This is a genomic window from Streptococcus mitis subsp. hohhotensis (assembly GCF_020089495.2).
GTDB lineage: Bacteria > Bacillota > Bacilli > Lactobacillales > Streptococcaceae > Streptococcus > Streptococcus hohhotensis.
In genome coordinates this window covers 87,759-101,050 of the sequence record NZ_JAIRCA020000008.1, presented here as the reverse complement: position 1 = coordinate 101,050, position 13,292 = coordinate 87,759, and the positions used below count along the sequence as shown (strand labels likewise).

Sequence of the window (13,292 nt, the reverse complement as noted above, 5' to 3'; positions counted from 1 at the left end):
GGGCTTTTATCTGTTTTATCATGGGAAATCCCTCCTTAACTATAAGTTTATCACATAAAAAAGAAACCCAAATACAGAATTGTATTTGAATTTCTTAACTTAATGACATTGGCTCATTTCTAAGCTTTCTTTGCAATCATTTTTTCTGCTTCTTGTTCTAAAAATAGTTCCAAGATTTTCTTTGTCAACGTAATCGCTGCTGACAGGGCCAGAGAAACGATTAAATAATTAGCTACTAAGCCGTGATCTCCAACCAATGGCGGTTTGGTCAAGAATCCGTAATCTCCACCTGTTACCAAATTGACCACAAAAATTAAGGCATTTAATGCAAAGGTCATGAGAAAAATTCTTTTCACATCTAGCATTCTCGCATCGTACTGTCTCAAGAGATAAACCAGTGAGTTCCCCAAGAGAGCTAAGTGCCCAAAGATAAAGGACAAAATGGCAATATGTGGGAAAGGATAGGGATCTGGCACTGGATAAACAAAGGCAGCTAATGTCCCAAATGTTCCTAGTAATGCAAAATACTGCCTATATTTAGACTGACCAGGAAGCAAGAGCACCACAAACATGGCCATACGGCAATGGTAAAAGGGTAAACTTTCTGACAGTGGCATATGATTGACCCCATACCAACCATAAAGAAGGATTAACTGAACGGCCTGCAAGATTTGGAAAAATCGTTGGTAAACCTTCTTTTCACGATAACGATAGGCTGTATAGAAGGTCAAGGCCAAGAGTGTAAATATACTGACATACCAATAAAGATCAAACTTGGGTGGCTCTGTTGCTTGGGTCGTAAAGAAAATATCCCATAAATTCATCTAGTATTCCTCATGATTCAAAATTTTCCTGCATTTTATTATACCATGCTACTTAAGAAAAATGGATTTAAAAATACGTAAATGTTTGACAAAATTACTTGTCTTCATTTTCTAAACATTCTACCAGCTTGGCTAGATGCATAGAGTTAGAGCCTTTGAGTAGGATTTGGTCATGCACTCCTAGGCTTTCCTTAACCTGCTTGACTAGGTCTTCAAATTGGTCCTGGTCTTCTGTTTTCTTGAAGTAGTAAACGTGGCCGATTGGGAACATTTGACTAGCCAATTGGGATAATTCAGCAATGTCTGCTCCATAGAAAATCACGGTATCCAGCACATCTGGCGAAAGACTCAAAATCATCTGGTTATGAAGTTGAACAGACTGGTCACCAAGTTCCTTCATATCCGCCAAGACAGCGATTTTTTTGCCACCTTCATTGACTGGAATGGCAGAGAAAGTCTCTAAAATCAGCTTCATAGCAGTTGGATTGGCATTGTAAACATCTGATAGGATGTCTGCTCCATTGGCTGCTTTCTTCCATTCGGTACGGTTACGCGTCAATTCAAGATTTTGGAAGGCCTGACGAATCTGCTCCTCTGAAACTCCTTCTTGTAGGGCAACATAGGACGCAATCATAGCATTAGTGGCATTGTACTTACCAGTCACTGGCAAATCGAGGACTTGTTCCAAGAAATTAGCCTTAAAGGTCAGACTATCCTTGCGCTCAACCAAGTCTGTGATTTCCAGCTCTGCTCCTTGCCCAAAACGGACCACCTTTTTATCAGTTGGCAAGTAGTCCTCTACAATAGGGTCAGCTGGAGCTAAAAGCAAGGAACCAGATGCCATCCCGTCTGCAATTTGCATTTTTCCTTTGGCAATTTCCGAACGGTCTTTGAAAAAGGCCAAATGGGCTTCGCCAACCAAGGTCACGATGGCTGTTTTTGGATGAGCCAATTCTGACAAGAGATGAATATCTCCCAAGTGATCCTGCCCCATCTCCAAGACCAACTTTTCTGTTCCTTCAGGCATATGAAGAACTGTGTAAGGAAGGCCAATCTCGTTATTGTAGTTGCCTTGAGTTTTGTAGGTTTTGTAGGTTGTTGATAGCAAGTGCGCTAACATATCCTTGGTCGTTGTTTTACCATTTGAACCTGTGACAGCAAAGACATCAACAGCTGTTTTTTCAAGATAGTAGGCAGCTAGTTTTTGAAAGGCAGTCAAGACATCATCTACTAGAATGTAAGGATGATTTGCGACCTCTTTCTCAGACAAGGTTACTGCTGCACCATTTTCAAAGGCTGTTTCGATAAAGCCATGACCATCACGCGCACCCTTGAGGGGCACAAATAAATCTCCTGTCGCAATCAAACGACTGTCAAACTCAGCTTTCTCTAACTGGGTGTCCTCAAAGATACTGACATCATTTTTAGCTCCTACAACTTGAGCCACTTCATGGATTGTTAATTTCATTTCTACTCCTTTAAAAAGGGTCGAAGCTCGAGAACTCTAGTCACTTTGCAGTGATGGTTCTGGCTTCTACCCTCTCTTTCATTTTATAGCAAATGCGCTTCGCGCTTGTCAAAACTTTCCTTGGCAAGGTCAACCAAACGCTCGATTAAGTCTGGATAGCTGATTCCCATATTGTCCCAAAGAAGTGGATACATTGACCACTGGGTGAAACCTGGCATGGTATTGAGCTCGTTGAGGAAAACCTCTCCCTTATCTGTATAGAAGAAATCACAACGAGATAGACCTAAACCACCAATCGCACGAAAGGCCGTTTCTGCATTTCGACGCATGACAGCTACCACGTCATCACTGATTTTGGCTGGGATGTCCATAGTAATCTTGTTGTCAATATACTTGGCATCGTAGTCATAAAAGGCAACATCCTTGACTACTTCTCCTGGTAGCGTACTCTTGACATCATAGTTGCCCAGTAGACCAACCTCGATTTCACGGGCATTCACCCCTTGCTCTACCAAGACACGGCTGTCATATTGGAAGGCAAGTTCCAAAGCCTGACGAAGTTCTTCTTGATTTTCAGATTTGGAAATACCGACACTAGAACCCATGTTTGACGGCTTAGTGAAGACTGGATAAGTCAATTTTTCTTCCACTTCAGCGATTTTAGCAGTCACATCATCCCCTTCAACGATAGCCACATAAGGAACTTGGGCAATACCAGCAGATTCCAGAACACGCTTGGTCGTGATTTTATCCATGGCAAGACTAGATGACAAGATATTACAGCCGACATAAGGCATTTTCAAAACTTCAAGGAAGCCTTGGACAGAGCCATCTTCTCCCATCGGACCGTGAAGAACTGGAAAGACAACTGCCCCTTCTTCGTAGATGGCACTTGGTACAACTTTCTTATCCCAATCAATGGTCGCATTGGTCATGAGACGGTCCTCTTGACCTGGAGTCTGACTAAATTCCTGCGTTTTGATAAAGTCACCTGACTGACTGATAAAGAAAGTCTTAACTGTGAAACGGTCGTAATTGACCGCACGCATGACACTTTCCGCTGAAAGGACAGAGACTTCACGTTCCGCACTCCGTCCACCATATAAAAGAATAATCGTTTGTTTCATATTATTTGTCCTAATTCTACTAGAATACTCGCTCTTTAGTATATCATATTTGCTTGTTTTTTTAAAACTTGAACCTGATCCTACTCATCACACTATACAAAAAGAGGCCGATAGGAACGATTTTCAGCCTCCTTGATTTTTTATAAATGGATGAAGTTCGTAAATTCGCCTACACTTACAACTCTGTTCGATTTTCAATCGCTCGTAAGAGAGTCACTTCGTCCGCATACTCGATATCTGCTCCCACAGCAAGACCTCGTGCCAGGCGTGTAACCTTGATCCCAGCTGGCTTGAGCAAGCGTGAAAGATACATGGAAGTCGCTTCCCCATCTGCCGTAGCATTTGTGGCCACAATCACCTCTGAAACTTCACTATCCATCAGACGAGTCATGAGACTCTTGAGATTGATATCGTCTGGACTGATACCATTCATAGGGGAAATGAGGCCATGCAGGACATGATAGAGTCCATGGTATTCTTGGATATTTTCCATGGCCGCCACATCACGACTATCCTCTAGCACCAAAATCGTTGTCTGGTCACGAGTCGGATCGGTACAGATAGAACAAGGATCGTCGTCTGTCAAACGTCCACAAATAGAACAGTAGGTCAATTCTCTCTTAGCAGAAAGGAGATTTTTGGCAAACTCATTGACATCGTCATCAGACATCCCAATCGTATAAAAGGCCAGACGCGTGGCCGTCTTAATCCCGATACCTGGTAACTTAGAATAACTGTCAATCAGCTTGGCAATAGGTGTTGGATAAAGCATAAATTCCTTTCTAGTTCATCGGATGGTATTTTTGATACAGATTGATAATGTCACGCGCAATGGAAGGTCCTACACCATTTGTTAGATTGGTATTATGAGGAAAGACCACTGCAACAGCGATTTGGGGATTATCAGATGGGGCATAGGCCACCGCATTGGTATTGGTTGCTTGCTGACCATCTGCCACATAGCTTTCGGCTGTACCCGTTTTTCCGCTAATGGATACCAAGGCACCATTTGAAAAGGCACGTCCAGTTGTCAATCCGCTAGTCCCATGAGCAACCTGATAAAAACCTTGGTGCAAGATACTCATATCGGAGTCGGATATATTGACCTTATTCATCTCTGTCGGTTGCAGTTGCTGAATCAAGTCGCCTAAGCCTCCCTTATCATTATTTCCATAAATGCCTTCAACAATACGAGGAGCCACACGAACACCATCATTTGCAATAGTTGCTACATACTGAGCCAACTGCATGGGCGTATAGTTATCAAACTGCCCAAAGGCATTAGTAATGTAATTAGCAAAGCTATAGTCTTTGGGAACAAATCCAGTAGATTCATCTGGTAGGTCAATCCCGGTCGCAGAACCCAAACCATATTCACCAAAGGTTGAACGCAATTTCCCCATAGCAGACTCTAGATTGCTGGTTCCAACAAACATATTTGGTTGATAGGTCTGGCCCATGATTCCAAGAGCGGTTTGAACCATGTAAGCATTAGATGAATACTCCAAGGCTTCCACAGCTGTAATAGGAAAAGATCCATATGCCAATTTATACCAAGAATAAATTGGAGCTGAACCTTGGAAAACAATAGGCTGATCTGTTAAGGTTTGGTTTCCTGATAAAACACCATTTTCCCAACCTGAGCTGATGGTAGCAGCCTTAACAACCGAACCGGGTACAAAGACATTGGTTACCGTTCCCAAGGAATCCGGCGTCAACTCTCCCGTTTTCAAGTCCTGTTTAATCCCTGACATAGACAAAACAGCACCTGTTTTTGGGTTAAGGGCGACTGCATAGACACCTTCAGAATACTTGGCTCCACCATTCCCCAACTCTGAATTAAAATAACTTTTCAGCAAAGCATCCACGCTATCTTGGAAGGCCAAATCAATGGTCAGTTTAATATTATTCCCTTTGGTACCAGCTTCGATATTTTCGACACTTTCCATGTTTCCGTACTTGTCTAGATGAATTTCCTTCACTGAGCGTTTACCTTGCAAGGTTTCCTCGTATTGCTTTTCTAGGTAAGAGGTCCCAACACGGTCATTTAGAGAGTAACCTTTTTTAAGATAAGCATCTGCTTCTTCCGCTGGGAGACCAGCTTTTTCACTGGATACACTACCTACTATAGAAGAAAGGGAAGTCTCTAAAACTTTTCGATCCCAAGAAGTTGAAATACTGACGCCGGGTAATTGTTTCGAAGCAGAGGCAATCAGAGCAATCTGGGTATCTGTCAGAGCATCTGTCACAATGGTTCCTGTCGCAAAGTTTCCAACGGCATTTAACTGACTAAAAAGATAGATTTCTTTCTTTTCATCCTCTGTATAGTTTAGTTGACTCGCTTGGACACTATCGACCGCATTGTTATACAGTTCTGATTCGGATAGACGATTGCCATCTGAATTCAAGCGTTTCTCACTTGGGAGAGCCTCCACTGTTTTTTTATAGATTTCAGGATCAGCCAAATAGTAATCTGCCAACTGGCGTTCTGTCAAATTTGGCGAACTGATGCTCACATATCCCAGCAACTGACTAGCGATTTCTTTCAGATCTTTAGCCGTCATTTTATTACTACGCGTAAAGGAAACAACCTGCTTTAACGTATTTTCTACCAAAGGTTTTCCACTAGCATCATAGATTTCCCCACGGGCAGAACTGGTTGTGACCTTGGTCTGACTAGCTGAGGCTAGCTTTTTTTCGTAAAAATCCTTGTTCAAAACCTGCATATACAACAAACGACCAATAATGGTCATAAAGAGTAAAATGACAATTGAAAACAATAAATTAAGCCGAATCGGAATCGAATGGCTGTTAAATTTTCTCATACAAATCAGTCTCATTTCTATTTAAAATCTTACTCTTCATTGTACCATAATTTGAGCAGAAAATTATGGAAAAGTAAGAAGCTTTTTTCGTTTTTACAGTAAGATACGTTTTTATTTATTCATCCCTATATTATATGTTATAATGAATGTAAAAGTTCAATAATCTAGCCTTTTTCCAATACGACTCATTTAAAGGAGCCTTCCCTATGGACAAACCAGATATCGCAACTGTCATTGATTCACATTTTGAAGAAATGACAGACCTAGAGCAAGAAATCGCTCGCTATTTTTTGCAAGCTGAAACGATTACAGATGATTTATCTTCTCAACAAGTCACCCAAAAATTACATATTTCTCAAGCTGCTTTGACCCGCTTTGCTAAAAAGTGTGGCTTTACTGGCTACCGAGAATTCATTTTCCAATACCAACATCAGGCAGAAAATCAAGCCAACCAAGTCTCCAAGCACAGTCCACTGACCAAACGAGTCCTCAGAAGCTATAGCAATATGAGGGAACAAACACAAGACTTGATTGACGAAATCCAACTAGAACGAATTGCCCAGCTAATCGAAGATGCTGAGCGTGTCTACTTCTTCGGAACAGGGAGTTCTGGCCTCGTAGCTCGTGAAATGAAATTGCGCTTCATGCGTCTGGGTGTGGTCTGCGAGGCTTTGACCGATCAAGACGGCTTTGCTTGGACAACCAGCATTATGGACGAAAATTGTCTCGTACTTGGTTTCTCACTTTCTGGTACAACTCCCTCTATTTTAGACAGTTTATTAGACGCTAAGGAGATGGGGGCAAAGACTGTACTCTTTTCAAGTGTTCCCAATAAAGATAGTCAGACCTACACAGAGACTGTTCTTGTAGCCACCCACAGCCAACCTTCCTACATCCAACGAATATCCGCTCAACTTCCTATGCTCTTCTTTATCGATTTGATTTATGCCTACTTTTTGGAAATCAATCGTGAAAGCAAGGAAAAAATCTTTAATAGCTACTGGGAAAATAAAAAACTCAACGGCTATCGTAGACAAAAACGCGTCAGAAAATCCTAGTTTGGCTGAGTCAAACTAGGATTTTTATTCATCACCAAACATACCTCTTCAAGATTATGAATCAGTCGTATCTTGACTTAGTCTTAAATAATTTCATGTAATCACTTTTTGAAGGGAGTAAATAAGCAAGTCTGACGGTATCCTCAACAATTGTATATAATACGATGTAATCCTTACTCAAGGTCAATCCTCGCGTTTGGTAGAGAGGATCCAATTTCTTACCAAATTTTTCATCAGCATCAAATCCAGCTTGGGGGAAAATTTCTAGCCGATTAATATCTTTTCTAATATTGGCTACTTTTCGTCTCGCAGCCTCTACAGAACCGATTTCCTCCGCTATATACTGATATATTTTATCCAGACTATCAATCACCCTAGGAGAATACAAAATCCTATATTTTTTATAATCCATAGCGTGTCACGACATCCTCATCTGTCAAGTAATTTCCAGCCTCGATCTTGGCATAACTTTCTTGAACTTCTGCTTGTAATTGTCTAAATAAATACTCCTTCTCCAATTCCTCTTCACTCAGTAAATCTACTTCATTTGTTACGGCAACATTCTTTAAAAATAATCTTAGTGCTGATGAAAGAGAGAGATTTTGTTCTTTTAACACTTCCATGGCATCATTTACTAATTCTCTATTAGCTTGGAAGGTCACAATTTTATTTGAATTTGCTATAGCCATTTTATATAGCTCCTTTATATATTTTATTTATTATCTCACGATTATAAAGAAAGTCAAGGGAATTTGATTAGAAAATCCTAGTTTGGCTGAGCCAAACTAGGATTGTTTTGTATTGATACTCTTCGAAAATCAAATTCAAACCACGTCAGCTTCGCCTTGCCGTACTCAAGTACTGCCTACGGCTAGCTTCCTAGTTTGCTCTTTGATTTTCATTGAGTATAAAATGATAATAAGCACCCAACATCCCTGCTGTATTTTGGTGATGAGCAAATTCTAATCGTGTTTTTTCAGCTAGGCTTGGTACCAAGGCATCTTTCAACGCTGTACGGATCTTGGGTTTGAGGATAGCCTCTTGTCCCATAATACCACCACCGAGAATGACCACTTCTGGATTGGCAACGTAGCAAATATTTGCCAGACCTTTCCCAAGGTAATCTACCATGCGGTCAATACCAGCCATGCAGAGTTTATTGCCTTCCGTAGCTTCCTTAAAGATACGACGACCATTCCACTGGTCAACTGGATCTCCATGACCTGCTGCTACATACTCCACCAAGGCTGTCGTAGAGGCAAGATCTTGGAACGCTCCATCCTGCATATGCATATAACCTACTTCACAGGCCGAATTGCTAAATCCATGGAAAACCTTCCCATCCATAATCAAGCAACCACCGATACCTGTTCCAATGGTCAAGCAAAGAGTGACACTCGCTCCCTTACCTGAACCAGATACCGCCTCAGCCAGACCTGCACAGTTGACATCATTTTCAATTTCACAAGGAATCGCAAAACTCGTCTCGATTTCCTTCTTGAACTGGGTTCCTGCATAATTTGGAATCTGTGGGCCAGCATAGAAAATCTCACCCTTTTCAGGATCCACCATTCCTGCAGAAGAAATAGCAACACCTGCTACTGGGCCTTTTTCTAAATAGCTGGCTACAATATCTTTGGTTTTTTGTAAGATATGAGGTCCACCCTTATGCGCCTCAGTTGGCATTTCATGCGATTCAACAAGTTGTCCTTCTTGGTCAATCAAACCATATTTGATATTTGTTCCACCGATATCAATTGCAACGTAGTGTGTCATAAATACCTCCTTATGGATTAGAGGAAGCGCTCCTTGGTTTCACGAATCAAGGCTGCAGCTGCTTCTACAACTGGACGATCTTCTTCAGTCACTGGTGTCAATGGTGAACGAACAGAACCAATATTCAAGCCTTCATTGATTTTCAAGACTTCCTTAATCACACCATACATATTTCCATGTGCAGCAGTCAATTTGCCAATGATTGCATTGATAGCGTATTGCAATTCACGCGCTGTTTCCAAGTCTTTGTCAGCAATCAACTGATTGAGTTTCAAGAAGAGTTCTGGCATAGCACCATAAGTACCACCGATACCAGCTTTAGCTCCCATGAGACGACCACCTAAGAACTGCTCATCTGGACCGTTAAAAACAATGTGGTCTTCCCCACCAAGGCTCACAAAGGTTTGGATATCTTGAACTGGCATTGAAGAATTTTTAACACCGATAACACGTGGATTTTTCAACATTTCTGTGTAAAGGCTTGGAGTCAAAGCAACCCCTGCCAATTGAGGAATGTTGTAAATCACGTAGTCTGTGTTTGGAGCTGCAGAACTGATATCGTTCCAATATTTAGCAACTGAGTATTCTGGCAAGCGGAAATAAATCGGCGGAATCGTTGCAATGGCATCTACACACAAGCTTTCTGCGTGGCGAGCAAGTTCCATACTATCTTTAGTATTATTGCAAGCAACATGAGCAATAATGGTCAATTTACCTTTGGCAACTGCCATGACTTCTTCCAAGATTAACTTGCGGTCTTCAACGCTTTGGTAGATACATTCACCAGAAGATCCATTGACATAAAGACCTTGAACACCTTTATCAATGAAGTATTGAACCAAGGCACGAGTACGTTCTGGGCTTACTTCTCCTTGATCATCATAACATGCGTAGAAGGCTGGAATGACACCTTCGTATTTTTTTAAATCTGACATAGATTTTCTCCTAAGTTATTTCCGAAACGAGGGGAGAAAATAAATTTTTCATCCCCTTTACATTATGTTTATTTTACAATTTCTGACAATTTTACTTTGCGATCTTCAAACATAGACTGGGTACAAGCATCTGCAGTAGCAATTGCTTCTAGAGCAGCTTCACCTGTCAATAGTTTTGCAAATTCTTCTGATACTGGAGCTCCTTGCATAATCTCATGCAGATATCGCATTTCTTTGTCGATCACAGATGATAGCCATAATGGAGTACGTTTACCTGGTTTACCATAAGCAATTGCTCCGTCCATCTCTGTACTATGATAGATGCGAGTACGATCATCATCTTCTTCTTGTGATTCATGAATCAAGAAATAGCTTTCTTGTCCATCTAGCTTAAGAGTTCCTTTACAGTTGAATAAGTCTAAGCGGATAGCACCTTTCGTTCCTTGAATCAAAACATAATGTTCACCCCAACGATAAGCTGAACCCCATTCTAACAAGGCAAAACGTTTATTAGAAAATTCCATATTGACAAAAATCATATCATCTTCATCACCGAAATTTTCACCTTCATGGGCTACATTTCCACCTGTCATGGTTACAGTTTCTGGCATACCACCCATAAGGAATTGCACGCAATCCAATTCATGAATATGGTGATACAAGTGACCACCTGATTTTTCACGAATTTTTTTCCATGATACTGACGGTTGTTGTTCTTCCCACCCATTACGAGCTGTGTGACAATATAGAACGTCTCCGATGACTCCTTGATTAATTAGTTCTTTTGCATGATGGACACCATTAAAGAAGTTCATAATATGTCCTGCCATAAAGGTTACATTATTTTCTTTACATGCATCTACCATCTCGCGACAATCTTGATAAGAAAGCGCAATTGGTTTTTCACAGAAAACATTTTTGCCATGTTGTGCAGCCTTAATAACCGGTTCCTTATGAAGATTATTTGGAGTTGCGACGATAACACAATCTACTTCATCGCTAGAAACCAACTCATCTAGGGAACTTGCTACTTTTGCTCCCAATTCTTCTGCAATAGCCTCTGCATTATCTGGATCATAGAGAAGAGTAATCTCTGCTCCATCATTCTTTTGCATATAACGAGCCAACTCAGCTCCAAAATATCCTGTTCCAACAACACCGTATTTAACCATATTTTTTCTCCTTTATTTTGTTAAATCATTAATTTCCAAATCTATATACTGAACTACATTGCTTAAATGCAATTCATTTCTTGACCATGAATCATATTTTTCAAACAATACACCTATGTGATGATTTGGCAATTCTGTAATCGCAGAATAAGCATAACCATACGAAGGCAAATCAATGTCATAGTGGTATTTCCAATCGATACTATCATCTTCTTTATTGACTAAACCGACAACTAATTGACCTCCCTTACGGCCATTTCTAGAATTTGGTGTACTCAAAATGACTGCTTCTTTTCCATCAACTAATTGAGAGTATCTAATTGCAGATACTTGTGTACCATATGAAGTTTGTTGAATTCCATCGATATACGAAACTTCTGACCATGTTTCTCCAGAATCTCTACTAGTCATATAGGCAATCTTACCTGTAGTAGTTCTAAAGAATGTTCTAATCACACCATCTCTCATTTCAACCATTTGCGCTTCTGCTGTCGCATTCTTAAACGGAATTGAAGCTGAGGATTTCTTCCATGTTTGACCACTATCATCAGAAATGAGATAAGTTAGTTCGCCACTAGTATATGTTGCAAAAATTAATCTATTACTTGATTTTAATGCTAAACCTTGTCCGGGACATAAGTAAGTTCCATTATGTTTTTCTCCTAAGAACGGAGGCAATAACTTAAATTGTTCCCAACTCTCTCCTCTATTCTGACTAGTTGTCATTGCTATATAATTAGTAGGAGTCACTTTAAATAACGAATCTTTGTAGAAAACATTCATAGGAACCTGTTTTCCATTATGCCTTTCTCTTAAAGAGCCACTATCAAAATCAACCGAATATTGTTCAACTGTTAAAGACTTTCCTCCCTCTAAAACTTCATACTTATCATTTATAGTATAATTTGTAGGTTTATTAGTTGTTTCATCATAAACGACACCATTTTCTCTGACTGTATAACGGAAATCATTATCTCCATCCTTCTTTAGTTTTAAATAATAATGACCGTTTATTTCTTTAAAACCTGAATCAGCTTTATTTGCATTATTATTTCCGATACCAGCAGGCATAACATCAGCTAATAATATCGTTTTCCCAGATTTTTTATCTTCAACAATGGATGAATCTATAAATGAAGCACTTCCACTAATTTGACTATTCTTTAATTTATTATCTCGTGGCCAGTAAACTAACTGCTCCTCATAGTCATTAAACTTCATAGCAAAAGTTGGCTCACTCCACGTTTTCCCATTATCATCACTATAAGAAGTCGCGATATTAATCTTACTTTTAGAATCATGAGTCCCACCATAACGTGCATCAATACTTGATAGAACTCTTCCACTACTTAATGTATATAATGTCGGTATTCTAAAATAGTTTGCTTGAGTAGAATCTCCTGATTGGAAAATTAACTGAAATGGATTTGACAAGGGAATAGTTGAAACTTCCTGATCACTAATTGCTTTATTAAATAGACTGATTTCATCAATACTTCCTCTTGCAAGATAATGATCCTTGCCTTCACGATTAACAGCTCCTAGTGTTGCCTTATCTATACCATTTATATTTGAAATCGGCAAAAATGTATCAACTGTTTCAGAGAACACTTCTATACCATTAACATACATTGTGTATGTCTTATCTTTAGAATCAGATACAAATACGAGTGTATTTTCAACTGCCTGTCCTTTATGCTTTCCCCATAATGAAGCTGGTCTAGAAAATAAATAATTTATTCCCTTTTGGGCGTCTCTTATTTCTACACCTATCTCACCAGAATCTCTCATAAAAATTGAAAAGTAATTATTTTTAAAGCCTGCTTTACTATTAGATAGACCAAACAAAGCTTGAAGCGAGTTTGGTTTATCTGCTTTAAATTTCATTACTACTGTCTGACTCTCTCCAGATAATTTATCTAATAACAAAGGGCTGATATCTATACTCTTATTGTTCAGTTGATATGAACCTCCTTGAAAAATAGGAGATATAGACAGTTGACCATAGTTTAATTCATTCGCATGAATCAAAGTGGGTACTCCCATTAAAAGACTAATTCCTACAACAGAAATTCCTAGTTTTGAATAAAGACCTCTCTTATTCATT

The 13,292-nt window shown here is 39.7% G+C and carries 12 protein-coding genes; 1 reads left to right on the top strand and 11 read right to left on the bottom strand.

Annotation, left to right across the window (positions count from 1 at the left end; genetic code table 11):
- Positions 1-119: 119 nt before the first annotated feature.
- The 5 genes from K4Z77_RS04940 to pbp2b all read right to left on the bottom strand — a co-directional run bounded on the left by K4Z77_RS04940 (position 120) and on the right by pbp2b (position 6,259).
- Positions 120-824 (bottom strand): YwaF family protein, encoded by a 705-nt coding sequence (locus K4Z77_RS04940; protein ID WP_001055256.1) that lies wholly within the window; start codon positions 822-824, stop codon positions 120-122.
- Positions 825-918: 94 nt separating this feature from the next.
- Positions 919-2,292: a UDP-N-acetylmuramoyl-tripeptide--D-alanyl-D-alanine ligase gene (locus K4Z77_RS04935; protein ID WP_224218633.1), complete on the bottom strand. Its 1,374-nt coding sequence runs from the start codon at positions 2,290-2,292 to the stop codon at positions 919-921.
- Between the two features lie 83 nt (positions 2,293-2,375).
- Complete coding sequence (locus tag K4Z77_RS04930; RefSeq protein WP_224218632.1) at positions 2,376-3,419, bottom strand: D-alanine--D-alanine ligase; 1,044 nt, start codon at positions 3,417-3,419, stop codon at positions 2,376-2,378.
- A 175-nt stretch (positions 3,420-3,594) separates the two neighbouring features.
- The gene (gene recR / locus K4Z77_RS04925) at positions 3,595-4,191 is read right to left on the bottom strand and encodes a recombination mediator RecR (protein WP_000966754.1); all 597 of its coding nucleotides are present in this window, start codon (positions 4,189-4,191) and stop codon (positions 3,595-3,597) included.
- 10 nt (positions 4,192-4,201) lie between these two features.
- Complete coding sequence (gene pbp2b / locus K4Z77_RS04920; protein ID WP_224218631.1) at positions 4,202-6,259, bottom strand: penicillin-binding protein 2B; 2,058 nt, start codon at positions 6,257-6,259, stop codon at positions 4,202-4,204.
- Between the two features lie 191 nt (positions 6,260-6,450).
- Here pbp2b and K4Z77_RS04915 point away from each other — a divergent pair, with 191 nt between their 5' ends.
- Positions 6,451-7,302, top strand: coding sequence for a MurR/RpiR family transcriptional regulator (locus K4Z77_RS04915; protein WP_224218630.1), 852 nt, complete (start codon positions 6,451-6,453; stop codon positions 7,300-7,302).
- A gap of 61 nt (positions 7,303-7,363) precedes the next feature.
- On the opposite strand, the gene K4Z77_RS04910 is transcribed toward K4Z77_RS04915, so the two are convergent.
- The 6 genes from K4Z77_RS04910 to nanB form a co-directional block, all read right to left on the bottom strand.
- The gene (locus K4Z77_RS04910) at positions 7,364-7,714 is read right to left on the bottom strand and encodes a type II toxin-antitoxin system RelE/ParE family toxin (RefSeq protein WP_224218629.1); all 351 of its coding nucleotides are present in this window, start codon (positions 7,712-7,714) and stop codon (positions 7,364-7,366) included.
- The gene (relB, locus tag K4Z77_RS04905; protein WP_000951984.1) at positions 7,704-7,991 is read right to left on the bottom strand and encodes a type II toxin-antitoxin system RelB/ParD family antitoxin; all 288 of its coding nucleotides are present in this window, start codon (positions 7,989-7,991) and stop codon (positions 7,704-7,706) included. Before relB ends, K4Z77_RS04910 begins: the two co-directional genes overlap by 11 nt.
- A 190-nt stretch (positions 7,992-8,181) precedes the next feature.
- A complete protein-coding gene (locus tag K4Z77_RS04900; RefSeq protein WP_224218628.1) occupies positions 8,182-9,078 on the bottom strand; it encodes an ROK family protein in 897 nt (298 codons plus the stop codon).
- 17 nt (positions 9,079-9,095) lie between these two features.
- Positions 9,096-10,013 (bottom strand): dihydrodipicolinate synthase family protein, encoded by a 918-nt coding sequence (locus K4Z77_RS04895; protein ID WP_224218627.1) that lies wholly within the window; start codon positions 10,011-10,013, stop codon positions 9,096-9,098.
- A gap of 68 nt (positions 10,014-10,081) precedes the next feature.
- Positions 10,082-11,185: a Gfo/Idh/MocA family protein gene (locus K4Z77_RS04890; RefSeq protein ID WP_000241736.1), complete on the bottom strand. Its 1,104-nt coding sequence runs from the start codon at positions 11,183-11,185 to the stop codon at positions 10,082-10,084.
- 12 nt (positions 11,186-11,197) lie between these two features.
- The gene (nanB, locus tag K4Z77_RS04885; protein ID WP_084950141.1) at positions 11,198-13,291 is read right to left on the bottom strand and encodes a neuraminidase NanB; all 2,094 of its coding nucleotides are present in this window, start codon (positions 13,289-13,291) and stop codon (positions 11,198-11,200) included.
- Position 13,292 lies beyond the last annotated feature (1 nt).

Bases quoted from the DNA above. Each gene is read 5' to 3' on its own strand.
- pbp2b (WP_224218631.1), bottom strand. From the start codon at position 6,259: ATGAGACTGATTTGTATGAGAAAATTTAACAGCCATTCGATTCCGATT.
- recR (WP_000966754.1), bottom strand. From the start codon at position 4,191: ATGCTTTATCCAACACCTATTGCCAAGCTGATTGACAGTTATTCTAAG.
- K4Z77_RS04900 (WP_224218628.1), bottom strand. From the start codon at position 9,078: ATGACACACTACGTTGCAATTGATATCGGTGGAACAAATATCAAATAT.
- K4Z77_RS04930 (WP_224218632.1), bottom strand. From the start codon at position 3,419: ATGAAACAAACGATTATTCTTTTATATGGTGGACGGAGTGCGGAACGT.
- K4Z77_RS04890 (WP_000241736.1), bottom strand. From the start codon at position 11,185: ATGGTTAAATACGGTGTTGTTGGAACAGGATATTTTGGAGCTGAGTTG.
- K4Z77_RS04915 (WP_224218630.1), top strand. From the start codon at position 6,451: ATGGACAAACCAGATATCGCAACTGTCATTGATTCACATTTTGAAGAA.
- nanB (WP_084950141.1), bottom strand. From the start codon at position 13,291: ATGAATAAGAGAGGTCTTTATTCAAAACTAGGAATTTCTGTTGTAGGA.
- K4Z77_RS04940 (WP_001055256.1), bottom strand. From the start codon at position 824: ATGAATTTATGGGATATTTTCTTTACGACCCAAGCAACAGAGCCACCC.
- relB (WP_000951984.1), bottom strand. From the start codon at position 7,991: ATGGCTATAGCAAATTCAAATAAAATTGTGACCTTCCAAGCTAATAGA.
- K4Z77_RS04895 (WP_224218627.1), bottom strand. From the start codon at position 10,013: ATGTCAGATTTAAAAAAATACGAAGGTGTCATTCCAGCCTTCTACGCA.
- K4Z77_RS04910 (WP_224218629.1), bottom strand. From the start codon at position 7,714: ATGGATTATAAAAAATATAGGATTTTGTATTCTCCTAGGGTGATTGAT.
- K4Z77_RS04935 (WP_224218633.1), bottom strand. From the start codon at position 2,292: ATGAAATTAACAATCCATGAAGTGGCTCAAGTTGTAGGAGCTAAAAAT.